Below are 25,966 nucleotides of genomic sequence, written 5' to 3' on the forward strand. Positions count from 1 at the left end.
TAAAAAAGGGGCGCGAATTTCGCGCCCCTTTTTTGTGTAACCCTGCCTGCAAACCAATGGTGGTGAGAACTATTTACCGGGCCCAAAAGGTTTTAACAGCAGGATTAATTTTGGCAACAGTGTGAGCGAGCCAATCACAGCCATCAACATCGCAAACGCCGTTAGCAATCCAAAATAAATTGACGGGATAAATTCCGACAACATCAAAATGGAAAAGCCCACAATAATTGTCACCGAGGTGTAATACATTGCACGTCCAATTGAAGCATGGGAGCGGTGTATAGCTTCGACGTAATTTTGGTCATGGGCAAACTCCACGCGGAAACGATAGAAATATTGAATCGCCTGATCCACACCCACACCCACCACTATCGCCGCAATAGTAGTAGTCATCATATCCAGAGGAATTCCCACTAACCCCATTGCCCCTAAAACAGTGCCCGCCGCAATCATATTGGGCAGTATTGCAATCAATGCGATTTTGAATGAGCGGAACAACACCATCATCATTAACATGATGGCAACAAATACCACTCCGATGGTGGAAATTTGTGAGGCAAACAAACTCTGCAGCATGTTGTTATAAAGCACCAACATGCCGGTGAAATTCACTTGCTCCGGCTTAAAGCCGGCGTCGGTGGTGGCGTACTCACGAATACGCTCTACCAACTCCGCGCGCTTTAAATCCGGTGTAGTTTCAATCACGCGCAGAGTGATACGCGTCTGCTGGGCTTCATCCGCCAGATAGGGCTTGATCAGGAAACCTTTAATATCGTCCGACAACATATTGCGCAACACATTTAATTCAAAGTCATTAAGTTTGCCTTTGTTTATGTCGTGCGCCAGTTGGTACACAGTCGCAAGTGATTGCACCTTGCCCACTTCAGGTAGTGATTCCAAATAGTTGTGCAATTTTCTAATTTGATCCAAGCCCGCCACGCTGAACCAATAACTGGGAGGGGCGTTGGAGGTTGTGCCGCTATCGGCAAAGGCATCTTCATCCCCCATCCCGGCAAACGGATCTTCCTCATCAAATACTTCCGCTGCAGCAGCATCACTTGGAATTTCCGCAAACGGATCTTCTTCATCAGCGGTTTCTGACTCAACAATATCAAGCGTGTTTTTCTCGGCGTCGAGAATAATATCTAGCGTCACAGTGCCGCCCAGTTGACGATCGATTACACTCAAGCCCTGATGAATTTCGCTGTCGCTTTTGAAGTAATCGACGAAACGATTTTCCACTTCGAGTTTGCTGATGCCCCATATGCTCAAGAATACGGCGAGCATCGCTACCAGCAACACCTTGCCACCATGAAATTCCGCTAACTTGGAAAAACGCACCGTGAGCGCCGCCGAATTATCGCCGCGATCTTTAGGCTCACCTTTGGGGAGCATCATCAAACCGGCGGGCAGGACGACAAACACCAATATAAAACCCACCACCAAACCTATAGTCATCATCCAGCCAAAATCGATTACCGGGCGAATACCACTCATCACCAATGACATAAACGCGACTATGGTAGTGAGCGCGGAATAGAGGCATGGTATCGCCATGTCGCGCATGGTTTGCAGTACTAAATCCGCCTGCTCCAGATCTGGATCTATGGCATGTAATTCGCGATAGCGCACCACCACATAAATGGTGAAGGCAAACACCATGATTAATAACAGTGCAACAAAGTTGGATGAAATTACCGTGAGCCGCCAGTCAATCCAACTGAGCCAGCCGAGCATGAGCGTGACCGACATCAAGCAGGTGGTGAGCGGCAGAATGACAAAGCGCCATTGGCGAAATAAAAATGCCAGCATAAACACAATAAACAGCAATAGTGCCGCACCAAATACCACCAGATCACTCTTAATGTAAGCGATCATATCGGAGGTAATCATGGTGACACCGCCAAGGAAAATTTGTGCGCGATCCTGATATTTCTCCACAATACCGCGCACAATTTCGACACGCGCCGCATCCTGTGCCGCGGTTGCGGTGCGATAGGCAAGAAATTCCGCCGCCACTTTTTCCAGCTCGTGAGCCTCTGCCGGGGTCAGCCCTGCCGTTTTCGCTTTCAGCCGCAACGCGTCGCGATGCCTTGCCATTTCAATGTACTGATTGTTTACTTTGAGATTGAGCAGAATCGCCGAGGTAGTGCCGTCGGGGCTGAGCAACATATCGCGATAGATAGGGCTGGTTAAAAATTCCTGTTTCACCATGGCGCGATCTACACCCGGTGTGAGCAAGGTACGGGTGGATTCCTTTTGCTCGGCCAGTGAGCGCATGGGACTGTAGAGTAGCGGTACGTCGATCATTGAGATAACACTCGCGACCCCATCAACATTGGCCAATTCGTCGCGCAATTGCTTGAGGGTGTCAATCGACTCGTCGGAAAAAATATCCGCCTTGGGGGTATAGGTCAGCACCAGAAAATCGCCGCTCTGGTAACGCTTGGATATTTCACGCAAATAATCGATAGAGGTGTCATTCTCCAGCGTGAGCGAGTCGGCCGACGCATCCAGTTTGAAATTGGTCAACCCAAAGGCGGCCACTATGGTCAGAATCACCAAACCGGTGAATACATGATAGGGGCGATTGATAACCACTGCGCGATACACCCGGTTGAGTGTCCAGTAAAAGCGTAACAATGTGTGCATGAAATAATCCGGTGGAGTTGAGTCCTTCAGAGGGTGTGGCCAATGCTGTAGCCACGGGCGGCGCCATTATGCCAGCCGCCCCTGGCTAAAACAGTAAAAAGGCCATCAAGCCGCTTTTGGTGGTGGAGGTTTATTACAAAAGTCAGTCATTTTTTATGGCCGTCGCTATGCCCCAGGGAGCGATCCGGACAGAGTAGATCGCGCACCCGTTGCTTTAGTTCCTTGGCCTCGGGAAATCCGCCATCGCGCACCCTGTCCCACACCAACTCATTGTTGAGCCAGACATGAAAAATCCCGCCAGTGCCCGGGTGTAATGCCACTTCGTCCAGCTCGCCGTCAAAGGTACTGAGTAGTTCCTGCGCAAGCCAGGCGGAGCGCAACATCCAACGACACATGTTGCAGTAGTGGATTACTACCCGATTAGTCGCCGCAGGAATCGATGGCGCAGGCGCAGATGGCACAGCGATGTCGGTCATAAGTTTGCCCTTTAGGTATTGAGTTAATAGAATTCGATGGTAATGTCATTCAGATCAGTAAAACGGCGCCCGAATAAACAATACCTTCACACTTACCCATCAAAAAGATGAATAAGGCGACAAAACGGAACCTTCGATGCTCAAACTCCATTTCAAGGACAATCGCCAGCCCCCGATATGGGTCGTCGAGAAATTATTTTCCATCGGCAGCGCGAGCGACAACCATCTAGCCATAGATGACCCCGAGGTGGCCAAACACCACGCCAAGATTCTGCAGGAAAACAACAAACACATCCTCAAAGATAACAACAGCCAAAGCGGCTGCTTTGTAAACGGTCAGCGCATTACCCAGCGCGAAATTTTACCCGGCGATATTATCAAACTTGGCCACTGCGAGATTATTGTGCTCGACCCCCGCAGCCTTGCCGATCGCCCCAAAGATGCCTATGCACTGCCCTGGCGCCTGGTATCCGATAGCAGCTGGCTGGCTGGCAAACAATTTATCCTGCTGCCCGAGCGCAGCATGGTGATTGGGCGCGGCAACCAATGCGATATCGTTGTCCCCGGCACGCACCTCTCCCGTCGCCACACCGAGATCAGCATTGAAGGCAATCACCTGCGCATCAAGGATCTCGGCTCCGCCAACGGCACCTTCCTCAATGAATTGCGCATCGACAACGCCACCGCCAACAATGGCGACCGCCTGCGTCTGGATGTTTATACCTTTCGCATAGTGGCACCAGATCTGGATGACACCAAAACGCGCATGCGCAAACCTCTGGATGAGATCAGTAAACCGATTGAGCGCAAACTGCCCAGCAGCGAACCCAAGCGCTGGAAAACCCGCCCCACCTCACCCGGCAACCGCATTGAGCCTATTCGCCGCAAAGGCCAACGGCAGGCCTGGCTGGCACTCGCCGCCGCAGGCATAGTGGCGGCGGCTATCGTGGTTTTTTTGTTGTGGTAGAATCCGCGGCCGCTTAGGTAAAGTACCGGCCAGACTTTTGATCCCGGCACCAGAACCACGTTTAGATTCACTAGTCTTTTATCAACACATAACCAACACGTCAGGAACCCGCCATGAGTTTTGAACTTGTCCCTGCAGGCAAAAGCCTGCCCGATGACTTTAACGTAGTTATCGAAATCCCCATGAATTCCGGCATTAAGTACGAGATCGACAAAGACAGCAACTCGCTGTTTGTTGACCGTTTGGTTAGCACCGCCATGTACTACCCCTGTAACTACGGCTACATTCCTCACACCCTATGTGGCGATGGCGACGCCGCTGACGTACTCGTAGTATTCCCACAACCGGTACAAGCAGGCTCCGTGATTCGCTGCCGCCCACTGGGTGTACTGAAGATGACCGACGAAGCCGGTGAAGATGCAAAAATCGTTGCCGTACCCCACGACAAACTCACCACGCTGTACAGCAATGTCAAAACCTTGCAAGACCTGCCTGAAATTACCCTGAAGCAAATCGAACACTTCTTTGAACACTACAAAGATCTGGAAAAAGGCAAGTGGGTAAAAGTGGCTGGCTGGGGCGATGTAGAAGAAGCGCGCGCCGAGATTTTAAAAGCCGCAGAAATCTATAAAGCAGGCAAATAAGGGCACGCCTTTATGTCATGCCTGTGAACACAAGCATCCATAGAAAGTACCTATAAAAAATCTTCCCAAGAAGAATGCAACACCCAAGTAGTATCAACCGCTTGATCAGGTGAGAGAGATCGCCGGGGCCGCCCCAAGCAGCGGCCCCGGTTTCAAAAGCAGTTAAAAAACCAATATGGCAGAACTACTGCCATCGCACGGAAGCGCATCAGAATAAAAGCCAATCAACCATCATAAGAAGATTCTGAGCAGCACAACAATCACGAGGTTTTGAGACTATGCAACAATCCACCCACAGGCTATCGCTCCGCGAGAAAATTGGTTACTCGATGGGCGATGCAGCGGCGAACTTTGTTTGGCGCAGCGGTTTTTTTATCCCGGTGTTTTACACCGACACTTTCGGCCTTGCCGCCGCACACGCCACGATTTTGATTCTGCTGGTGCGTTTATCGGACGGTATTACCGATATCATGATGGGCTCCATCGCCGATCGCACCAATACCAAACAAGGTAAATTTCGCCCGTGGATTTTATGGTCCACACCTTTCCTTGCGCTGTTTCTCGCACTGATTTTTACCACCCCCGATTTCAGTTATACCGGCAAAGTGATTTACGCCTTTGTCATTTATTTCTGCTTAACACTCGCCTACACCGCCAATAATGTGCCCTACGGTGCACTCATGGGGGTAATGACCGATAGCGTAAAAGAACGGGCCAGCCTCTCCAGCTTCCGTTTCATTGGCGCCTTCGCAGGCGGTTTGCTCGTAATGAGCACCCTGCCCTTTTTGGTGGAACGCCTGGGCGACGGCAGCGAAGCACAGGGCTACCAGCGCACCATGCTGATTTTCGCCGCACTGCTGATTGTGTTCCTACTTATTACCTACAAAACCACCAAAGAACGTATTAAACCGCCCGTGCAGTTAAACAAACCCTTCTGGGAAGAAATGAAGGATTTATTTTGTAACCTGCCGGTGATTTTAATTCCGGTCTTCGGCATCAGCGTCTTTATTATCAGCCTCGCGATGGAAAACTGGACTGCAGTGCATAAAACGATTGCTGCCATAGTCATGCTTGGCAGCTTTGCTTACACCATGCAGCTGCGTAAAACCTTGATTAATCGACCCAGCGAAACCCTCACCAACACCCAAAAAGATATGGCGGATCTGCTCACCAACAAGCCGTGGCTCATCCTCCTCGCTGTGGGCATTATGTTTGGCTTGTTCACCGTAGTGCGCCCCAGTGCGGCCAGCTATTACTTCAAATACTTCCTCAATCGCCCGGATCTAATTGGCTACTATTTTGCCATCACTCTGGTGGCCTCCCTGGCAGCAGCGGTGGCCACGGGTTGGCTCTCCCGTCATTTTAATAAACGCACCCTGATGATTGCCGCCTTTACCCTGGGCGCGCTATTTAACGGCGCGATTTATTTTATTAACCCACAACAAATTACCGCGATGATGATTTTGGCCACCATCGGCGAATTTTTTGCGGGCATGATGCCAGTATTATTTTTCAGCATGCTGGGCGACACAGTGGATTATTCCGAATGGAAAAATGGCCGTCGCGCCACCGGCCTGATCTATTCCGCCGGCACCTTTATCAACAAAACCGGCCATGGGTTTGCAGGCGCCATGGTGCTGATTGTGCTCACACTCTACGGCTATCAAGCAACAAACCCGGAGGCTATTACCGGCTCTATCCAAGGCATGATTTTATTAATGAGCGCCATTCCTGCCGCCATCGGTGTGCTCGGCACCATTTTTGTACTCTGGTATCCGCTGGATGATAAAACCATGAAAGGTATCGAAAGTGATCTTATTACCCGCCGCGAGGCCAATGCCGGGTAAAACTAGCGCGAGATGAACTTGCTGCAAGGCAAAAAACTTGCCTAAGAAAAGCCCCGCTCTAATCAGCGGGGCTTTTTTTGGAGAAGATTTTTATTCCACCGGATTTCGATTAGACAAAGAGAGCAGTTAATGCGGAGCGTGTTGATCAAACCCGGCGGAGTAACGGGCAATCCATTCCAACGCAGCCTCTTCGCTCGTTAAGTTGCGCCCCTTAAGCGCCAAACGCTGACGGTAATCCTCAATCTGGCAGACCTGCTCAACCATGCGCGTGCGAAAAAATTCATCGTCGCTGGTAAACCTGACACCCACTTCATAACTGTCGGGCGCCTGCTCACGCCGCCACACAATCACACCACTGCCATGGTAATCGGGGTTGGTTATTGGAATATCAAACTCTACTCGCGTACCCACTTTCACGGGCTTATCGGTAATAAAACACAGCCCGCCGGCGCTGAGATTGCGCACCCGCACGCGGGCATCATCATCGCCACCGGCGCAAACTTGAATGGGAATGGAGGTAGGGTGCCGAATAAATGTGCGCATAGAAACTCACCACTTTTGAACAGGAGTTCTTAAAGTGTAATGCAGCAACTCCAGGCGTTAGGACGAGATTTTCATCAAAACCCCAGTGCTTTAGAACTAAAAAAACTGTGCTAGGAATGACGCAAAAAAACGGATGCTCGCTGATAAACAAAACGACGCCACAGCCATTCCAGTGGCCCGCTATAAAAGTAACGCAACCACAACACCGCAAATACACACTGCAATATCCACACGCTGAATATCACCAGCAGCAGTTGCGACAGCGCTAACTGGCCGTACCATCCAAGGCCATAACCGTAAAAAATGCTGGTGAAAATGAGCGTCTGCATAATGTAAATAGTCAGCGCCATGCGCCCCACCGCCATCAACACCGCACGACAAACAGGCCACACCAAGGTTCGGGCCCAACGGGCAATCAACAGCGCATAGGCTATAGCCAATACACCGCTGGCAAACATTTGTAACTCCATGCCCAGCGTCAAGGCATACTGGGAGGTAAAACCACTGGCGCGATTAGCCAACAGCGTCAATAACATTAGCAGCGCGCCCAACAACAAAGTTACCACCAGCAAACGCGATGAATTAGCAGGCGCTTGCGCCGAGAAATAACCGCGCCGCGCAAGTACCACTCCCACCAACATCATCGAACAGGGAAACCAACCGCCAAATACTGCGATGAGCTGCATACTCAAGGCATCAGCAAATCGACGCGACGCTTGCTGCCACCAACCTTGTTGGTAATGCGCCACCTCTTCCGCAAGCGCCGCCTCATCAAACATGTAACTCAACTCTTGCCAAACATCGGCAGGCAACCAAAACATGCCACCATAAAGCAACGCCTGAATCGCAAACAGAATGAGCGCGGTGAACATTAATTTTCTGTCACCCCAATATCGCCAACGCCACACCACAAAGCTAAATAGCGCGTAAGTCACCAACACGTCACCATCCCACAACAAATAACCGTGTGCAGCGCCGAAGACCAGCAGCGAAATGCTTCGACGCCACTGCAAATTATTGAGTTCAGAATCGGTGAGTGCCTGCTTATCGGCAGCAAAAAGCCAGAGGCTCGCACCAAAGGCCAGACTCAACAGGGCGATAAATTTTGTATCGGCAAAAAAATAAATGAGGTACCAACACCACTGCTCAAAGTTGCTGTAGTGCTGCATTAACGACGCATCAAGGCGCACCACTTCCGGCAGTGCGAAAGAATAAATATTAACGAGCAAAATGCCCAAGACTGCAATGCCGCGCAACAAATCCAGTGTAGGCACCCGCACTTGCACGGGGCAGGCTATAGGTGCATCGGGTAATTGCGCTGCAGCATTGGCAGTTCCAGATTCATGAATAGACACAACATCCTCCTGTTATTCCCGCCATCCGGGCGGATTCCATTAACAGCACGAATCAGTTGCTGCTTTCACTCGCATCAATTGCCGTGCCGCGCAATTTAGACTGCAGGCCTTTTAAAAAATTACGCAGTACTTGGGACTGGCACTCACGATAATTGTTGTGGCCGGGCTTGCGGAAAAACGCACTTAATTCATGCTTGCTCAAAGGAAAGCCGGCAACCTCCAGGGTTTCCAGGATTTGCTCGTCTTTATAATCCAGTGCGATTTTTAGTTTGCGGAAAATAATATTGTTATTTAATTTTTTTTCTGGCTCAGGCTGTACACCCTCGCGCTGGCCACGCTTTTTGTTAATCAAGCCATTTAAAAAAATCGCCAGATGCACATCGTGCAGCGCTTTAAATTCCGGTTTGTCGTCGCTCTTTAACCAATCACTCACCAGCTCGCGCGATGCATTGAATCCACCAGAGGCAAATAACGCCATCATTTGGGAATCACTGAAATCAAAAATAAAACGCAGGCGACGGAGAATATCGTTGTTGGTCATGGCATTAACCTGAAAGTTGAACGCACAAAACGACACAAAAAAACAAAACATAATAAAAAGCCCGAAGCTCTTGCGAACTTCGGGCTCTTAAATATGGTGCCCAGACCCGGAATCGAACCAGGGACACGAGGATTTTCAATCCACTGCTCTACCAACTGAGCTATCTGGGCGTGTCGCTTGCGCTGTGCTGCAAGAGGCGCACATTAAACCCGCTCGGGCGAATTGAGTCAATAGTCATTATTAAAAATAATTTGCTTTTGGCCTGTGGTGATTATTTTTCAATCAGCCCTGTAGCGCAGGGCGTTTTGCTGCTCACTGAACTCCATATTTGATGTCGTGCAATCACCAAAATTGGGGACGATTAGCTGGTCCTGCCAAGAAAATTCCCAAGAGCCACACAACAGCGCTCCCGACGATCATCAGGCAAAAAATGAACACTATTTGCGCATAACACTTATTACAGGAAACAAACTAGTGCACACCGGTGCAGCCAAATGGTCAGGATTTACAATTTCCTGCCCATTTGGTCAGTAAATTAAAGGGTTGACGTAGAACGGGAACAGAATTTGCTGTACTACAAGTAACAACAGGTAAGTACGAGTAACTTTGAATGATTGCAGCCTTTCTGCAGTGGAGCCCGCTATGCAAACCTTTATTGAAAACATGCCTAAGGCCGAACTACATGTGCACCTTGAAGGAACGCTGGAGCCAGAGCTAAGTTTTGCGCTGGCGCGTAAAAACAACATTGAGCTGGGTTATGAAACACCGGAAGAATTAATTGCCGCCTATGATTTTTATGACCTGCCATCCTTTTTAAATATTTACTATGGGGCGATGAAAGTACTGCAGGATGAAGCGGATTTTTATCAACTCACCTGGAGTTACCTAAGCAAGGCTTACAGCCAGAATACGATATACGCCGAATTATTTTTTGACCCGCAAGCCCATACCAGCCGCGGCGTGGATTTTGGGGTAGTGATTCGCGGCATTCGCGCTGCGCAGGAAGATGCCGAGGCAAAACTTGGTGTTAAAAGCCAACTTATTATGTGCTTTCTGCGCGATATGAGCGCCGAGTCAGCGATGGAACACTTGCTCATGGCCGAACCCTATCGGGCATGGCTAGTGGGAGTGGGTTTGGATTCCGACGAAAAAAATAATCCCCCAATCAAGTTTGCCGAAGTCTTCAAAAAAGCGCGGGAGATGGGGTTGAAGCTCACCATGCACTGCGATGTAAACCAGCAAAACACATTGCTGCATATTGGCCAATGTTTGGATGAAATCCAAGTTGATCGTATCGACCACGGGGTTAATTCACTGGAGAGTGAAGCGCTGTGTGAGGCAATCAAAGCGCGCGGATTGGGTTTAACGGTATGCCCGGTCTCCAACCGTTTTGTGGTGCAATCGCTAACTTCTCGCGAAATTCGTCGCATGCTGGATAAGGGTATGCTTGCCACCATTAATTCCGATGACCCGGCCTATTTTCGTGCTTACTTAAATGAAAATTTAATTGAGTTACAGCGTGAAGGCAATTTCAGTGACGATGAGATTGCAACGCTGGTAGGAAATGCGTTTCGCGTAGCCTGGCTGCCAAAAGCAGAAAAAGATGCCTATCTCAGCCGGTTAAACAATTATCTGCACAACGCGACTTGTACGAGCTAATTTTTTTAAACTTTTATATTGTTTTACTTTTTTGTTGTTTTTTCATGCTGTTCTCCTCCGTAGTAGTAGCTTGCCCGCTTTCGCGGGCTTTTTTATGACTATTTTTCCATACAGGTTTTTTATGTTTTCTCTTAATTACCCTCGCCCATTTATTGCCAAGTATTTGTTGATTAGTGCAGCTTTATTGGCAGTGAATAGCCACGCAAAAGCACCAACCGATACCCATATCAAAAGCAAAACGAGTTATCAACAAGCGGTAGCGCAATTGGGTTATCGCGAATTAGCAGAGACGTTTAGCCGTAGCAAAGCCTTGGCCATTAGCACGCTAGCCGATGAAGAAAAACTGTCACTGCAAGAATTACAAGCCGCAGCTACACTGGAATTAATCGGCGCGCCCATAGCAGAGGGCGAGCAGGCGCTGCAGGATTTTGTAGCGCAATATCCACGCACAGATTCGGCTTATCTCGGCCAATTAAATGAGCCATCACTTTATCAACGTGTTGCTATCAATTGGCATAATAGTACGGCTGTTGAACCATCCGCTTTTGCACTGGAATTGCGTCAACTAATCGCACAGGGTATTGCAACCGGCTATAACCTGGTCACCACTCCCTGGCCATTCTTTGCGCCTGAGCGCCATGTTATTTATGGGCACAGCGATATACAACACGCACAACAATTACTCGCACTGCTTGCCAGTGAAGGATTGCAAGCGCGGGTTGGCCTCTCGCGCAAAACTTCCGCATTTCTCTATCGCGATGACTGGGGCACGCTGAGCCAATCGCTCATTGATGTCGGCAATAACCGTCGTTTGGTTGAAGCGAGCGAATACGATTTGCATTTTGAATTTCCCACTGCCGCCGATAAAACCCGTTTTGTCGCCGCCATTGATCGCTATGCAAAAAAAGAAAGCGCTGAACAAACGGGTTTAATTCTAGGTGCGTGGTGGCAACCGTTTTATCGCAGCCGAACTGCTGCCGAAGGTTTTTCTAGCGCCACGCAAATCGCGGTGAGCAACGGCAGTGAAACCGCACTGTTGTTAGCGCTACCGGAACAAGCACCGGCATTGGTTAAAGCGATTCAACAACTCAATCCCTCCTGGTCGATAGCACCCGAGGCGATTTGGGTAAACCAGGCCTTTCACCGCTATTTGCGTGGCGGATACAAATAACTCGCCGCCATCATTTGCGACAAACGCTTATTTATTTTTTACCTGTCCAGTTGGTCAGTAATTTGCATTCCTAAAAACTATCTGTGCGCGGAAACAGCCAAACAGTGCGCGCAGTTATTTTTGGATGCTTATTTATTGAGGTTATTTATGTTTGATTTACCAAGGCGAGTATTAAATTTATCAGCGCGAGTTTTTTTAATTTTCGCCACTCTTGCTTGTGCAACCAGCGTCAGTGCAGCAACCACAGTGAAAACTAGCGCAATTCCCGTAAAAGTAGTTGTGGTAAGCATGTTTGAACACGGAGAAGTAAGCGGCGATGAAGCTGGTGAATATCAATTGTGGATCGAACGCCAAAAGCTCGATAAAAAATTCGCTTTTCCGCTCGGCGCCTACGACTTGCACATGAATGAGGCAGGCGTGCTCGCCATTTGCACCGGTGGGGGCGTCACTAATGCCACCGCATCAATTATGGCGCTGGGCACCGACCCACGTTTTGATTTATCTAAAGCCTATTGGGTGATTGCCGGTATCGGCGGTGGTGATCCACTGGACGTATCGCTTGGCACCGGCGTGTGGGCCAAACACGTTGTTGATGGTGATTTACTCTATGAAATTGATGGCCGTGAAATTCCCAAAGACTGGGAATACGGTTTAATTCCACTGGGCGCCAAAGAACCTAATCAAGAAGCGACGGGCTGGACAGTCGATACCATTGTGTACCACCTGAATCCAACACTCGTGGACTGGGCTTATCAACTCACTAAAAATTTCCCCCTTGCCGATACGCCGGCAATGAAAAAATTTCGCGCGCAATACAACGGCTTCCCCAATGCGCTGCGCTCACCGTTTGTCACCATTGGCGACACGATTGGTTCAAGCACTTACTGGCACGGCGAACTATTAAATAATTGGGCGAATGATTGGATGCATTTACATGCCGGTAAAGACAGTAATTTTATGACCACCAATATGGAAGATAACGGCAGCCTCACGGCGCTGCACCGTTTAGCCAAAGCAAAATTGGTGGATACCAATCGCGTATTAGTATTGCGTACGGTGAGTAACTTCAGCTTTCCACCACCGGGAAAAACTGCTGCCTGGAGCACCACCGCGCCCTATCCGGACAAAGGCCTACCCGCCATTGAAGCCGCTTATGGTTTAGGCAACCATGTCGTGCAAGAACTACTTAGCGGCTGGGATAAATATGAGCACACCACCCCTTCTGTAAAATAATTTTTCTTACCGCTGCACTCGCGCGGCGAGTGCAGCCTTGCGTTTACGGATTTATGATGATGAAAAAATATTTACTTGCGATATTTTTATATTGCACCAGCATGAATGGCCACAGCAAATCAATCATCTTTGATAACGATATGGCGATTGATGATTGGGCCGCGCTATTGTTTCTACTGCATCACCCTAAAGCCGATGTTATTGCTGTGACTATTTCCGCAAGCGGTGAATCGCGCTGCAAACCCGGCCTTGATAACACCAATGCGCTAATCGATTTGTCGGGCAAAGTCAGCAAAACTATTCCCGTTGCCTGTGGCGATGATTACCCACTCGATGGTTATTTTGTATTTCCGGAAGACTGGCGCAAAGATTCCGATACCCTCTCCGGTGTGCCAATTAAACCCAGCGCGCGCACTGCCAGTGACCAACACGCCGCAGCAATAATTCACACCGCACTCGCTGGCGCAAAAGAATCCGTAACACTTATCGCCACCGGCCCACTAACTAATATTGCGCAATGGCTGGAGCGCTACCCGCAGGACAAAAACAAAATAGATCAGCTGGTAATTATGGGCGGCACGGTGGATGCGCCCGGCAATATTATTGTGCCGCTATTTACCAAAGGGCATCCGAATACCACAGCCGAGTGGAATATATTTATCGACCCACTCGCCGCTGATAAAGTTTTTGCAGCGGGCTTGCCGATTGTTTTGGTCGGTTTGGACATCACTAATTCCGTACGCGTAACCACTCAAGTCGCCGCCGATTTTAAGCAGGCAGTAACCACGGATTCTGCAAAATTTTGGGATGCAGTGCTGGATAAAAACGATTGGTTTATTGCAAGCAATGAATATTATTTTTGGGATACCTTGGCAGTGATGATCGCCATGGAACCGGAGCTATGCCAAGGTGATGAGCAATCGCTGCGGGTGGATTACCAAACCACCACCAAACCTTGGTTACAAACTACGGATAACAGTATGCCAGATACGCGCTGGGACGGAAAAAAACGTAATCATCTTGAGGCTAAAACAGCAGGGACTTTAGTGAAGGATAAAAACTATCCGGCAATTAAGGTGTGCCGCAAAACCGAGCCTGCGCGTATTTTTAAGGAGTTTCGCGCTACCCTGAACCAATAAGCCCATAAGTTGACGCAAACCTGGGGGGAAATAATAACAAGTCCAATTTGTTATTAGCCGTCATAGAGTCTGAAGCGTATATTAGGTGGGTTATTTTTTTGGAGACCTCACCATGAACCGCCGCTTGGAAGACGACCCCAGTGTTTACAAAACCCTGCTGGAATCCACCAAAGCCATTCCCTGGAAAATCGACTGGAACAGCCTGACGTTTTCATATATTGGCCCACAAATAGAAGCGCTGCTCGGTTGGGAGCCGGATACTTGGGTGACAGTGCAAGACTGGGCGGCGCGTATGCACGAGGAGGATCGCGAACGTGTGGTCAACTTTTGTGTGAGCCAATCACAAGCGGGAGTGGACCATGAAGCGGACTACCGCGCCCTTACCAAGGACGGCCGTTATGTGTGGATTCGCGATGTGGTGCATGTAGTGCGTAACCCGGAGGGTGAAGTGGAAGCGCTGATTGGTTTTATGTTTGATATCAGCGAGCGCAAACAAACCGAACAAAAACTGATTGACCTGCAAAAAGAATTGGAAAAATTATCCTTTAAAGATGGCCTTACCGGCGTAGCCAACCGGCGCATGTTTGACTCAGTAATGGAAGTGGAATGGCTCAATGCCAAACGCAATCGTCAACCACTGTCGTTAATCATGATTGATATAGATTATTTCAAACAATACAACGATCACTACGGCCATTTGCAGGGCGATGACTGCTTGAAACGCGTAAGCCAGGTATTGAGCGAATCGGCTACCCGCGCTAAAGATTTTGTCGCACGTTTTGGCGGCGAAGAATTTGTATTGGTATTGCCTGAGAGCAATGAAGAGGCCGCCGCCGCAGTGGCAGAGCGCTGTCGCAAAGCGATTTTTAAATTGCAAATCGCCCACGAAAAATCTGACATCAGTCAGTTGCTGAGCATTAGCCTTGGTGTGGGTACTGTTACACCCGGGCCAAATGATCAGCTGCTTGAATTTATTAATTGCGTGGATCAACGCCTTTATCTTGCCAAACAAAATGGTCGCAATTGCATAGTCACACACAACAATTAATAACAACTAAAAATCCGTTACTCTTTAAAGCGCCCCACATCGGTTGCACGTGCAATAGTGTCGGCAATCTCACTGCCCTTGCCTTGCAGAATTTCCTGCGGGGTTAGGCCGCATAATTCGTGCGGGAACACCAACCAACGGTCGGTGGCATGTACGTAAAAATCCGGTTTTAAATCCGTCACGTTACGCGAAGGTTTATACCAGGGGCACGCCACCTTAATCACATTGGGCGTATTGCGCCGGGACTTGCGTTTTATCTCATCAATAATCGCTTTGATGGAACGCCCGGAATCAAATACGTCGTCCACAATTAATAATTCCTGATCCGCATCCACATTTTTTACAATGTAATCCAAACCATGCACGCGAATATCTTTACTTTGCTTGTCGATACCGTAATAGGACGAAGTGCGAATCGCGATGTGATCGGTAGGTACGCCAACACACTCCAAATATTCCTGTACCGCAATACCCACCGGTGAGCCACCGCGCCATACACCGACAATAAAATGCGGGCGAAAACCGCGCTGATAAATTTGCTCACCCAGTTTAAATGAATCCAGCAAGAGTTCATTGGCGGTAATAAAATGTTTATCCATTATTTTTACCTCTAACAGTTATCCAATATTTTTTATTCACAGCACTTTCATGGAGATAGATTTTATTGCGCAAGTTTCTGTAGTGTATTGCCAAGCGCCTCAATTGCCAGCGCAACATCTTCCACTGTAACTGATTCATCCGGGTGATGACTAACACCGCCTTTGCAGCGCACAAAGTACATGGCCACATCGCAGATATCGGCCATCGCCATGGCATCGTGACCGGCGCCGCTCATTAACTTATAGGGGTTTAAATTCATATCGCACAACACTGACGCTTGCAATGCTTGTATCCAATCCGCACAGACTACGGCTGGCGCATTGTGAATTTCGTTCCAGCTGGCAGCGAGGTTTCTGTTGATACAAATCATATCCAATTCATGCTGGATTTTTGCAAATGCCTGATCGCGTAATTGATCATCACCCGAGCGAATATCGATAGTAAATTTTGCATGACCGGGAATCACATTCACCGCGCCGGGGCCACATTCTATTTTTCCAACAGTAGCGACCACATTAAATTCGTTGGCGATATTTTCCACCAGCACTACGCCCAGTGCCGCACCGACCAGTGCATCTTTTCGCATGGGCATGGGCACTGTTCCGGCGTGTCCGGCATAGCCTTCGATTTCGATCGCGAAGCGACGTGCGCCAGCGATGGCGCTAACAATTCCAAGCGCGAGGTTTTCATCTTCCAATACCGGGCCTTGTTCGATATGGACTTCAAGGTAGGCGAGCAAGTCGTCGGGGTTGCGTGCGGCGCTGTGAATATTGTCCGGTTCCAAACCAAAATCGATAAAGGCTTGTTTTAAGCTGATTCCATTGCGATCTTTTAATTCCCACCAATCGGGGTTCCAGGTGCCCGCAACGGCGCGGCTGCCTAATAATGTGCTGCCAAAACGTGTGCCTTCTTCATCGCCAAAACCAATAATGTCGATGGCATAGGGCAATGTAATATCGCTTTGATAAAGTTGTTCGACTACGGCAATGGCAATTAACACCCCGAGAATACCGTCGTAAGCACCAGCGTTGGGGATTGAATCCAAATGCGAGGCGAGCACCAGTGTTTTTGCGCAGGAATTTTTTGCATCATAACGGCCACAGATATTTCCTGCGGCATCAACCCAGGTTTCCATTCCCGCTTCTTGCATCCATTGCGCAACTAATTCATTGCAACGTTTGTGTTCTGGCGTGAGATAAAAACGGCTGATGTTTTCCGGGTTCGAGCTGATGGCGGCGAGTTGATCGCACCAGTGCATGACTTTGTTGGCTAGTGCTTCGGTGCTAATTTCGTTCAAGGTGTTTTTCTCAATCGGGATTGTGGCGCTGCGACTGGTTTTATGCACTCGGAGACTCGCCGTAAACCCTTCCCTGGGGGCTAGTCGTCGCCATCCATGGCTCCGGCGGTCTCCGAGCACATAACACCACCCTTGCTTAAAGTTGAACTTCTTTTTTCTTAATGAAATTTGTTTGCATAGCTTTTTAGCTGATCGATAAACTCTTGTTTTTCAGTATCGCCAATAAAACTCGACGTGAAACTATTGTGTGCGAGCAACAACGCCTGCTTGCGTGTTAACGGAAACGCGTCGGCCAATGCAAAATAATTGTCGTTGAGGTAACCACCAAAATAGGTGGGATCGTCGGAATTAATCATTACGCGCAGGCCAGCGTCCATTAGTGAGAATAAATTATGCTCAGCCATTTTTTCGTAAACGCATAAACGCACATTGGAGAGTGGGCATACGGTAAGTGGGATTTGGGTTTCGCGTAGGTATTCCATGAGTTTTGGATCTTCATCGGCGCGCACACCGTGGTCGATGCGTTCCACTTTTAATAGCTCAATCGCCTCCCAAATATAACTCGGCGGGCCTTCTTCACCGGCGTGGGCGACAACGCGATAACCTTCAGCGCGGGCGCGGGCAAACACTTCGGTAAATTTGCTCGGGGGATGGCCGAGTTCGGAGCTGTCCAAACCGACGGCGATAATTTTGTCTTTCCAGGGTAGCGATTCTTCCAAGGTTTTCATCGCGCTTTCGGCGCTTAAGTGCCGCAAAAAATCCATGACCAGTTTTGAGCTGATACCCAGTTTTATTTTGGCATCATCCATCGCGCGCAAAATGCCGCTAATAACCGTATCAAACGCGATACCGCGATCAGTATGGGTTTGCGGGTCAAACGACAATTCGGTGTGCAGAATATTATCGGCCTTGCACTTGGTAAAATAATCCCACGCAAGGTCGTAAAAATCTTGCTCGTGTTTAAGTACCGAGGCGCCCTGGTATAACAAATCCAAAAAGCTTTGCAGATTGGTGAACTGATAGGCAGCTTCAATGTCTTCCACGCTGTTGTAGGGCAACTTCACCTGATTGCGCTGGGCGAGGTTAAACATCATCGCCGGAGATAAAGCACCGTCGAGATGCATATGCAATTCAGCCTTGGGCAAGCCAGCCAAAAACTCACGCGACGCAAGTTCTTCAAGTTTAGGTAGCCCGGAAAAATTCGGGGCGATTACCGATGGAATCATTGTTGCTCTCCTTCATAAATAGTCATCGCCGTATCCACACCCGCATTGGCGGTTTGCGAATGGCCCGCACGACGCAACACCGCCTCAAGTGCAGTGAGTGTTTGCAACACCGCATCTTTACGCGCGTTGTACCCCATAGTGCCGATGCGCCAGATCTTGCCGTGCAGCGGGCCAAATGATGTGCCGATTTCAATTCCAAAATCGTTAAGCATACTGCTGCGTACGGCTTCACCGGCCACACCTTCGGGAATATAAACGCCGACCACGTTGTGCATTTTGTTGGTTTGATCGCCGAACAATTTTAAATTCATCGCCGCCAAACCCTGTGCCATTGCCTTACCGTGAATACGATGGCGCTCGATGGCATTTTCAACACCCTCCTCCAACAAAATGCGTGCGCATTCACGGGCGCCATACAACATAGTGGTCGCTTCGGTGTGATGGTTAAGGCGCTCCTCGCCCCAGTAATCCATAATCATGCCGAGATCAAAATAATTGGAGGCGATGCGCCGACCGCTGCCTTCGACATGATTTTCGGTGCGAATACCGGCCTCGATATGACGGCGCTTGCGAATCGCTGCAACCGCTTTTTCGCTCAAGGTAATTGGCGCACTGCCTGAAGGGCCGCATAAACATTTTTGTAAACCAACGGAAACCGCATCCAGTTGCCACTTATCCGTTTCAAACGGATTGCCACCGATAGAGGCAGTGCCATCGGAATAAAATAATACGCCGTGGCGCGCACAAATTTCGCCGAGATAATCCAGCGGTTGCAGCATGGTGGTGGAAGTATCGCCCTGCACTATCGCGAGCATTTTGGGCTGCACATTTTTAATCGCTGTTTCGATTTCATCGGGCGTAAATACTTCGCCCCACTCTTTGTGAATTTTGTGTACCTCGGCGCCGCAGCGCTCGGCAATTTCACACAGCAAATGCCCAAAGCGACCAAATACCGGCACCAAAATTTTATCGCCCGGCTCCAGCAGTGAAATTAATACGGATTCAATACCGGCGCGCGAGGTGCCATCCACCAATAGTGTCCATTGGTTTTTAGTTTTAAATACACCGCGATACAGCGCCATGGTTTCATTCATGCATTGCGTCATAGCTGGATCATATTGGCCGACAAGTTGCGCTGACATAGCGCGCAGTACCCGCGGATCAACAGTGATTGGCCCCGGCCCCATTAATAACCGCGGCGGTGGTGAAAAAGGTCGCAGAAGCGATGGACTAACACTGTACAGATCGGACATTTAACAACTCCTGACGGCTTCTAACAACGACAAAAAAAACACGAACTCATTGCGAATAAAACACATTGGAAATTTTTGTTTGATCAAGCAAACACCTGCATCAACATACGCCCGCCGCTGATGCATAAAAAAATCGCGAACACACGCTTCAACATCACGGCATCCAGCTTGGAACCAATCCAGGCACCGACCGGTGCGAGCAATACGGTGAGCGGCACAATCAATAAAAATCCTGGCAAATTCACCATGCCAATCATGCCTTGTGGTGCGTCTGCTGGAGTCTCAGCAAGCAACATCGCAGCTGCGCCAGGAATTGAAATTAACAAACCGAAACAGGATGCGGTGCCCACCGCGCGGTGCGGCGGATAATTACAGGAGGTGAGCAGTGGTACACCGATGGTGCCGCCACCGACCCCCATCATCACCGAAAAAAATCCGGTGGTACTTGCCATGAAACCTTGCCCCGCCATGCCGGGTAATTGCTGGGTGATGGGCGCGGCTTTTGCGCGGAACAACATATTGGCAGCAACCAATAAAGCGACCACGCCAAAAATTGCGCTGGTCACTTCGCCTTTTACTTTGAGTGCAAAAGCGCTGCCGGCGATAACACCGGCAACCATAAATGGCCACCAACGTTTGAGTAGCGCCCAATCCACATTGCCGCGTTTGTGATGCGCGCGCAGTGAGGAAATGCTGGTGGGCACAATCACTAACAGCGACGTGGCCGTTGCAACCAACATGGCTGTTGCCGGGCTAATACCGAGCGACTGCAATACAAAAAACAACACCGGCACAATCACAATACCGCCGCCCACACCGAGCAGACCGGCGAGAATTCCTGCAAAAGCACCGGTCAGCACCATCGCGATCATGGTGGGCAGCCATTGGCTTAAAAATTCATTCATTGTGCACGCTCCTGCATGGTGGCAACGACATTGCCAACCACACCCACGCCGTCGCTGCGCGGGTCGCTGGCCGCAATGGCATTGCCATCGCCGAGACTGACAACAGCACCGGCGTGCCCCATGATTTCACTGCGCGCGGGAACGGCTTTGAGCGCGTGGCCGCGTTCACGCAAATTGTTACCGAGTAAATCCACTAAATCCTGCTCCATTTTTAAATCGTGATTGTTGTCGCCCCAGGTGCGCCCCAGTAACCAGCGGCCGCGACTGATGGCATCGTCGAGTGCGCGCCCATCGTACAGATAGCGACTCAATAATGCCGCTTGTGTTTGAGGCTGGCCTTCGCCACCCATGGTGCCGTAGCTAATACGGCGGCCATCGTTTAACAGTGCAAATGCGGGGTTGAGCGTGTGAAAAGGTTTGTAGCCAGGCGCGAGCGCATTGCGATGCCCCGCCTCCAAACTAAAACCCACGCCGCGATTGTTCCACACCAACCCGGTACCGGGCACAACTACACCCGAACCAAATTCCCAATAAATACTTTGGATAAAACTGACCATGGTGCCGCTGCTATCCACGCAGCCCATCCACACGGTATCACCCGGTTCGGCCACTTGCGGCCAAGGCAAGGCGCACTCGGTGATGACCGCCGCGAGTTGGTCGATATGTGCATCATCCAGCAAAACATTCCAGCGTTCGCTCAAGCGGCGCGGGTCGGCGACTTCGCGGTCGCGCACTAAAAATGCGAGTTTGGTGGCTTCAATCAAACCGTGTACCCGTGCCGCTTCGTCCCATTCGGGTTTAAACAGGCGATCGTAAATTGCCAGAATTAGCAGCGAAGCCACACCCTGGGTCGGCGCGGGCAGGTTAAAACATTCGCCAAAGCGGGTTTGTACCGAGAGCGGTTTTACCTCTTGCGCGCAATAGTGTTGTAAGTCAGATAACCGCAGCGGGCTACCAAGTTGTTCAAGTTGTGTGGCGATATGCGCAGCCAGTTCACCGCGATAAGCCGCATCCAAACCCTGGGTGGCGAGGGTATTTAGCGTGGTCGCCAAGTCGGGATTAGTAAGAGTTTCACCTTCAACCAGCGGGCGGCCATTGGGCATAAATACGCGCTGGTATTCCGCCTGCTCGGCCAACTCCGCCTGCACTTTACGGCTGGCGGCCGCCAGACTGTGAGTAACCACAACGCCGTCGCGAGCGAGTTGAATCGCTGGCGCTAGCAAACGACTTAACGGCAATTGGGTAGATGATTCAGCGGCAATGTCGCGCGCCTTTTGCCAACCGGCAAGCGTACCGCCCATGGTCACGGTGGCGAGTGCACCACGGCTGGGAATTTGCTTAAAACCCTTGCTGTGGAACCAATCGATACTCGCCAACTGCGCTGCGCAGCCGCAGGCATCTATGGCGCGCGGCGCGGCGCCGGGTTTGTGGATCAACCAAAAACCGTCGCCCGCCAAACTATTCATATGCGGGTAAAGCACAGTGATCGCAGCAGCGGCTGCGATCATCGCATCCACCGCACTGCCACCTTCCCGCAATACCGCCAAGCCGATGTCGGCGGCCTGTTTATGTGGGGCGCTAAAGGCGATGGCGTGCGGCACCTTGGAATCCGGGATCATGAGCTGGCTCCACACAAATCAAGCGCCAGCTGCAGCAGGGCTTTGTCGTCGCCGCGTCGGCCTAACAGCGATACACCGTAGGGCGCCCCCTGCTCATCGCGCAAAACGGGCAAATGCACTTGCGGCAATCCAGCCAAACCGGCAGGTGCGGTCAGGCCCATTAATTGGCTGCGATAGCTGTCCATCCATTGGCTATCAGCACCCAACAGCGGCGCTGGGCCGGGGGTGGTGGGCAGCAGGATGAGATCAACATCGGTAAACCAGCCTTCAATGTCCGCCTGTAAACTCGCGCGCTCTGTTTCTGCTGCGGTTTGATCGGCGTCCGTGAGCGTCGCGCACCACTGAAAACGGGTGTGAATATCGGGCGCAAAAGTGGGCTGATTGGCAGTGATCCACTCACCGTGGGTTTGCCAAATCGCTCGGCCTTGCAGGGTGCGAAAACACTGACTGGCGCGCGTCAGCCAATCGCTATTAAGCAGTATGGGTTTGACCGCAGGTAACAGCGTTTGCTGTTTTAACCAGGCTTGGTGCTCAGGGCTCCAGAGCACACCGTTTTGCAGCGGCAGCAACAGCGCCGCACGCAGGGATCTATGGGGGAAGCGCGGCGCAAGCTCGGCAGGCAGCAATACCTCGCCCACTTGCGCCAGGGTTTCAGCATCGCGAGTGAGCCAGCCCACTGTGTCGAACAGCGGCGCGAGCGGCACCATCTGCTCACTGCTAATCAAACCATGACTGGTGCGAATACCAAACAAGCCGTTGTAGCTGGCGGGCACCCGAATGGAGCCGCCGGTATCGGTACCTAACCCTATATCGATATCGCCCGCGGCAACCGCCACCGCCGAACCACTGGATGAACCACCGGGCAGGCGCTCGGGACAGGCGGGATTTAACGGCGCGCCGTAATGGATATTCAAACCGTTGAGGCTGTAAGCAAGCTCATCGGTTTGGGTTTTGCCGACCAGTTCTGTGCCCGCGTTCAGCAGCTGCGTCACCACCGGCGATGTCTGCTCCGGTGTAGGGTGACTGGCTAGCCAGTCGGGATTTCCCGCCGCCGTGGGTAGCCCGGCGATGTGGAATAAATCTTTCACGCCCAGCCGCAGCCCGGCCAGCCTGCCGGATTCTGCGCAGGGATTGGGTTTGGTATTAGGATAGTGACCGCGCCATGCAAAGACGCGTTGATCGAGCGACATGAATGTGAAGCCTTTGAAAGCAGATTACTTGATTGGCAAGTCAGGCTCGCGCTACTACCTCTGAGACACGCCGTGAATACATCCATGTCTCCGATGGTCTCAGAGGTAGCAGCGCAAGCCTTCCGGAAATTGAGCGCTTAACAACACACTATTTCAAATCCGCCGGTGTAGGCACTTTGTCTTTGTAGGTTTCCCAATTACCCAAAATCTTGTCCATTACGGCAGTTCCTACAATATAGGCGGATTCGAGCGATGCATCTAACCCAGCATAGCCTTCATTTTCGGCGAGTAAATTTTCTGCCGCCGTAACACCCGGTGGAGGCATGGTGTAGTTACTGCCAGTGCGCAATACCAGCACACGGTTTTTATCGGCCTTGCCAATATTGTGCAAATAAGTCAGCGACAAATAAGTACCCGTATCTTCCATCGCGGAAGTCACAAATTCGCCTTTACCTTCGGTCCAATAATCGGTCCACTTATTGGCCCAGGTATTCATAATTTCGCCGTGCCAAAAGGTCATGGCCGCGAGCTGATCGCCTTTCAATACAAAGGGTTTACGCTGCGCGTTGGGGTGATTGGTATAGAGTGCGCGGGTCGCTTCCAAACTTTCGATATCGGGTAATTCAATATCCTTGGTCAACTGAAATGCCCACTCGGTTAAGTCGGGATTCAAGCGCAACATCTCGCCCGTTGGTTCAGGTTTTTTCGGGTCATAAGGTTTGCTGGTGTAACGGGCAAAATAACCTGTCTCCCAATCCGCCGGAATTTCGCGCGCATCAATTTCATGGGCGAGGTCGCCATCCACCAAATATTCGGCCCAAGCCGCTGAACCGATGGAGGCATCTTCCGGGTCAATACCGGCAATACCCGCTACCAACCAATAGGCTTGGCTGAAATCAAAACGTGGGTCCATACCTAACGCCATAGTCGCGGCGGTGGAATGTGCAGTGCCAATACCGGTAACTATGCCCATCACTCCGGTTTCCATATTCATATAAATATCGTGATAGGAATTGGGAAATTCAAATTTGGTATCCAGCTTTTGGCGCTCTTTCCACAACTGGAATTCACCGGCTTTATCGCCGCTGTCCTCACCAATTTCAAACATAGTGATGACCACAAATTTCACCGGAATAGGCGCCGGTGCCTGCACACTGGCTTGCACTGGTGTCGCTGCGGATTCGGTCGCGGGTTTATTGCAGCCCGTGAATGCAGCAACTGATAAAAACATCGCCGATAACAAAAAACCTGTACGCATTTTCATAAATAATTCATCTCGATAAAAATAAAAATTTAACCTTCAGTTTCCTGGCTGCGTTTGATCCAATTGTGTTGGCGACGCAAATCTTCCGCGTATTTCAACCAGGAGCCCGCCTGTTTTTCGGTATAGACATAGGCGCGCGCTTTTTTAAACGCATCAAAACCCTGATCAAATTGGGTTTGTTCGGTCATCACAATGCCCAGAATTAACCATGCCTTACCCGGCTCTTTGACGTTGCTTTGCAGCGCTTTGCGCAGGGCTTGTTCGGCAGGTTTCCATTTGGCTTGATCGACATAAATATTGGCGATGCGCACATAGGGGTCGCCACTGCCGGTAATTTTTGCCAGCTCTTCAAACGCTGCAATAGCCGGTGTATTTTCCCGTGCGGCGATCCAGGCGTTAGCCAACAAATCCACATAGGTTTCGTTGCGCGGCACCGCATTTTTTTGCAGCGCGGCATCCAGCAAACGCGCCCCAACTTCCGGCACGCCTTGAGTCACAGACAATTGCACCAGCGAGCGAATAGACGACTCTTTTTGCAATACGCCCAACTTCCACGCCAACTGCAAACTGGCTAGGCCTTTTAATTCTTTGCCCTGCATCACGTACACACTGGCCAACTGCTCCCAGTAATCCGGTTTTTGCGGCCAGGTTTTAATTGCGGTTTGCAAAGCCTCTGCTGCCTGGTTGTAATCTTTTAATTCAAAACTGCAGGCGATATACAGTTGATACCAGCTTTCGCGCGGCTCCTTACCACTGGCAACACCTGCGGCGATGGCTTGTTTTACATAGGGAATGGCTTGTTGGTATTTTTCCGTTTGCGCAAAAATATTGGCCATAAAAATAGCTTGCTCGGGAGTTGGCGCGGCGATGGTTTTAAACCACTCCTCGGCAAACACTAAAGCCTCGTCATATTTTTCCTGCGCGGCGTAGAGTTGCGCCACCATATAACCCACGTTGTATTTCACGTTTTCCGGCAACATATTTAACGCGAGGCTGCGCTTTAAATAATCGATAGCCGGCGCGTAATTATTGCGCCCCATTTCGGTGTAGCCGAGCATTTGCAACACCAGCGCTTCATCAATAGAACCCTGCTCAACTTCGGCGTGCAGCGTTTTCAGTGCATTAAATGCCTCGGTAGATTTGTTGGCGGCAATCTGCTCTTGAATACTGGTGAGCTGTTTAAAGGTGGGGGCACTCACGGAGGTTGATGCACTCCAACTATTCGCCGCAAACACCACGCCCAGCATCAGCGCACTGAATTTTGTCGTGCGCCACAATCGCTTTTTAAATGGATGGGTTGCGGGATTAGCTAACGAATTGTTTTTTGCCATGATCGA

Annotated in this window: 23 protein-coding genes and 1 tRNA gene; 8 read left to right on the forward strand and 16 right to left on the reverse strand. The window is 50.3% G+C overall.

Going from position 1 to position 25,966, the window contains the following annotated elements:
* Positions 1-69: 69 nt before the first annotated feature.
* Both D0B88_RS01500 and D0B88_RS01505 read right to left on the reverse strand, forming a co-directional pair.
* Positions 70-2,652, reverse strand: coding sequence for an RND family transporter (locus tag D0B88_RS01500; RefSeq protein WP_151054500.1), 2,583 nt, complete (start codon positions 2,650-2,652; stop codon positions 70-72).
* Between the two features lie 146 nt (positions 2,653-2,798).
* Positions 2,799-3,128 carry a SelT/SelW/SelH family protein gene (locus D0B88_RS01505; protein WP_050976944.1) on the reverse strand — a complete coding sequence of 110 codons (330 nt, stop codon included), beginning with the start codon at positions 3,126-3,128 and terminating at the stop codon, positions 2,799-2,801.
* Between the two features lie 136 nt (positions 3,129-3,264).
* Between D0B88_RS01505 and D0B88_RS01510 the strand changes: the two genes are divergently transcribed.
* The 3 genes from D0B88_RS01510 (at position 3,265) to D0B88_RS01520 (ending at position 6,586) form a co-directional block, all read left to right on the forward strand.
* Entirely contained in the window at positions 3,265-4,095 is an 831-nt protein-coding gene (locus D0B88_RS01510) for an FHA domain-containing protein (protein WP_191966486.1), read from the forward strand.
* A gap of 113 nt (positions 4,096-4,208) precedes the next feature.
* Complete coding sequence (ppa, locus tag D0B88_RS01515; RefSeq protein WP_151054502.1) at positions 4,209-4,739, forward strand: inorganic diphosphatase; 531 nt, start codon at positions 4,209-4,211, stop codon at positions 4,737-4,739.
* Positions 4,740-5,017: 278 nt separating this feature from the next.
* Entirely contained in the window at positions 5,018-6,586 is a 1,569-nt protein-coding gene (locus D0B88_RS01520; RefSeq protein ID WP_007640022.1) for an MFS transporter, read from the forward strand.
* Between the two features lie 126 nt (positions 6,587-6,712).
* On the opposite strand, the gene D0B88_RS01525 is transcribed toward D0B88_RS01520, so the two are convergent.
* The 4 genes from D0B88_RS01525 to D0B88_RS01540 form a co-directional block, all read right to left on the reverse strand.
* On the reverse strand, positions 6,713-7,129 hold the full coding sequence (locus tag D0B88_RS01525; RefSeq protein ID WP_007640020.1) for a PilZ domain-containing protein: 417 nt from the start codon (positions 7,127-7,129) through the stop codon (positions 6,713-6,715).
* Between the two features lie 110 nt (positions 7,130-7,239).
* Positions 7,240-8,484 carry a DUF418 domain-containing protein gene (locus D0B88_RS01530; RefSeq protein ID WP_151054504.1) on the reverse strand — a complete coding sequence of 415 codons (1,245 nt, stop codon included), beginning with the start codon at positions 8,482-8,484 and terminating at the stop codon, positions 7,240-7,242.
* Positions 8,485-8,536: 52 nt separating this feature from the next.
* The gene (locus tag D0B88_RS01535; RefSeq protein ID WP_191966487.1) at positions 8,537-9,025 is read right to left on the reverse strand and encodes a DUF1456 family protein; all 489 of its coding nucleotides are present in this window, start codon (positions 9,023-9,025) and stop codon (positions 8,537-8,539) included.
* Between the two features lie 94 nt (positions 9,026-9,119).
* Positions 9,120-9,195: transfer RNA gene (locus D0B88_RS01540), tRNA-Phe, on the reverse strand.
* Positions 9,196-9,667: 472 nt separating this feature from the next.
* Between D0B88_RS01540 and add the strand changes: the two genes are divergently transcribed.
* Together add and D0B88_RS01550 are read left to right on the forward strand one after the other, a co-directional pair.
* The gene (gene add / locus D0B88_RS01545; protein WP_151054509.1) at positions 9,668-10,684 is read left to right on the forward strand and encodes an adenosine deaminase; all 1,017 of its coding nucleotides are present in this window, start codon (positions 9,668-9,670) and stop codon (positions 10,682-10,684) included.
* A gap of 121 nt (positions 10,685-10,805) precedes the next feature.
* Positions 10,806-11,855 (forward strand): hypothetical protein, encoded by a 1,050-nt coding sequence (locus D0B88_RS01550; RefSeq protein ID WP_151054511.1) that lies wholly within the window; start codon positions 10,806-10,808, stop codon positions 11,853-11,855.
* Positions 11,856-11,983: 128 nt separating this feature from the next.
* Here the strand turns inward: D0B88_RS01550 and D0B88_RS19070 are convergent, their stop codons facing one another.
* Complete coding sequence (locus tag D0B88_RS19070; protein ID WP_225318657.1) at positions 11,984-12,145, reverse strand: hypothetical protein; 162 nt, start codon at positions 12,143-12,145, stop codon at positions 11,984-11,986.
* On the opposite strand from D0B88_RS19070, the gene D0B88_RS01555 reads away from it, so the two are divergent.
* From D0B88_RS01555 to D0B88_RS01565, 3 genes are all read left to right on the forward strand, one after another.
* Positions 12,144-13,088, forward strand: a complete 945-nt coding sequence (locus D0B88_RS01555; RefSeq protein ID WP_255477825.1) for a purine nucleoside permease — start codon at positions 12,144-12,146, stop codon at positions 13,086-13,088. The two genes, D0B88_RS19070 and D0B88_RS01555, sit on opposite strands and share 2 nt — an antisense overlap.
* A gap of 53 nt (positions 13,089-13,141) precedes the next feature.
* On the forward strand, positions 13,142-14,227 hold the full coding sequence (locus D0B88_RS01560; RefSeq protein WP_151054515.1) for a nucleoside hydrolase: 1,086 nt from the start codon (positions 13,142-13,144) through the stop codon (positions 14,225-14,227).
* A 112-nt stretch (positions 14,228-14,339) separates the two neighbouring features.
* On the forward strand, positions 14,340-15,275 hold the full coding sequence (locus D0B88_RS01565; RefSeq protein ID WP_151054517.1) for a diguanylate cyclase: 936 nt from the start codon (positions 14,340-14,342) through the stop codon (positions 15,273-15,275).
* A gap of 17 nt (positions 15,276-15,292) precedes the next feature.
* Here D0B88_RS01565 and D0B88_RS01570 read toward each other — a convergent pair whose 3' ends face one another.
* The 9 genes from D0B88_RS01570 to D0B88_RS01610 all read right to left on the reverse strand — a co-directional run bounded on the left by D0B88_RS01570 (position 15,293) and on the right by D0B88_RS01610 (position 25,960).
* Entirely contained in the window at positions 15,293-15,874 is a 582-nt protein-coding gene (locus D0B88_RS01570) for a phosphoribosyltransferase (RefSeq protein ID WP_007640005.1), read from the reverse strand.
* Positions 15,875-15,936: 62 nt separating this feature from the next.
* Complete coding sequence (locus tag D0B88_RS01575; RefSeq protein WP_225318482.1) at positions 15,937-17,220, reverse strand: allantoate amidohydrolase; 1,284 nt, start codon at positions 17,218-17,220, stop codon at positions 15,937-15,939.
* A gap of 110 nt (positions 17,221-17,330) precedes the next feature.
* Positions 17,331-18,398, reverse strand: a complete 1,068-nt coding sequence (locus D0B88_RS01580) for an adenosine deaminase (protein ID WP_151054519.1) — start codon at positions 18,396-18,398, stop codon at positions 17,331-17,333.
* Positions 18,395-19,651 carry an alanine--glyoxylate aminotransferase family protein gene (locus D0B88_RS01585; protein ID WP_151054521.1) on the reverse strand — a complete coding sequence of 419 codons (1,257 nt, stop codon included), beginning with the start codon at positions 19,649-19,651 and terminating at the stop codon, positions 18,395-18,397. The genes D0B88_RS01580 and D0B88_RS01585 overlap by 4 nt, the downstream gene beginning before the upstream one ends.
* Before the next feature lie 83 nt (positions 19,652-19,734).
* Positions 19,735-20,556: a sulfite exporter TauE/SafE family protein gene (locus tag D0B88_RS01590; RefSeq protein ID WP_151054523.1), complete on the reverse strand. Its 822-nt coding sequence runs from the start codon at positions 20,554-20,556 to the stop codon at positions 19,735-19,737.
* On the reverse strand, positions 20,553-22,175 hold the full coding sequence (locus D0B88_RS01595) for a gamma-glutamyltransferase family protein (RefSeq protein WP_151054525.1): 1,623 nt from the start codon (positions 22,173-22,175) through the stop codon (positions 20,553-20,555). Before D0B88_RS01595 ends, D0B88_RS01590 begins: the two co-directional genes overlap by 4 nt.
* The gene (locus D0B88_RS01600) at positions 22,172-23,365 is read right to left on the reverse strand and encodes an amidase (protein ID WP_151054527.1); all 1,194 of its coding nucleotides are present in this window, start codon (positions 23,363-23,365) and stop codon (positions 22,172-22,174) included. Before D0B88_RS01600 ends, D0B88_RS01595 begins: the two co-directional genes overlap by 4 nt.
* A gap of 148 nt (positions 23,366-23,513) precedes the next feature.
* Positions 23,514-24,629 carry a purine nucleoside permease gene (locus D0B88_RS01605; RefSeq protein WP_191966489.1) on the reverse strand — a complete coding sequence of 372 codons (1,116 nt, stop codon included), beginning with the start codon at positions 24,627-24,629 and terminating at the stop codon, positions 23,514-23,516.
* A 29-nt stretch (positions 24,630-24,658) separates the two neighbouring features.
* On the reverse strand, positions 24,659-25,960 hold the full coding sequence (locus tag D0B88_RS01610; protein ID WP_225318483.1) for a lipopolysaccharide assembly protein LapB: 1,302 nt from the start codon (positions 25,958-25,960) through the stop codon (positions 24,659-24,661).
* Positions 25,961-25,966: the final 6 nt, after the last annotated feature.

The sequence above is a fragment of the Cellvibrio sp. KY-YJ-3 genome, from assembly GCF_008806955.1.
Classification (GTDB): Bacteria; Pseudomonadota; Gammaproteobacteria; order Pseudomonadales; family Cellvibrionaceae; genus Cellvibrio.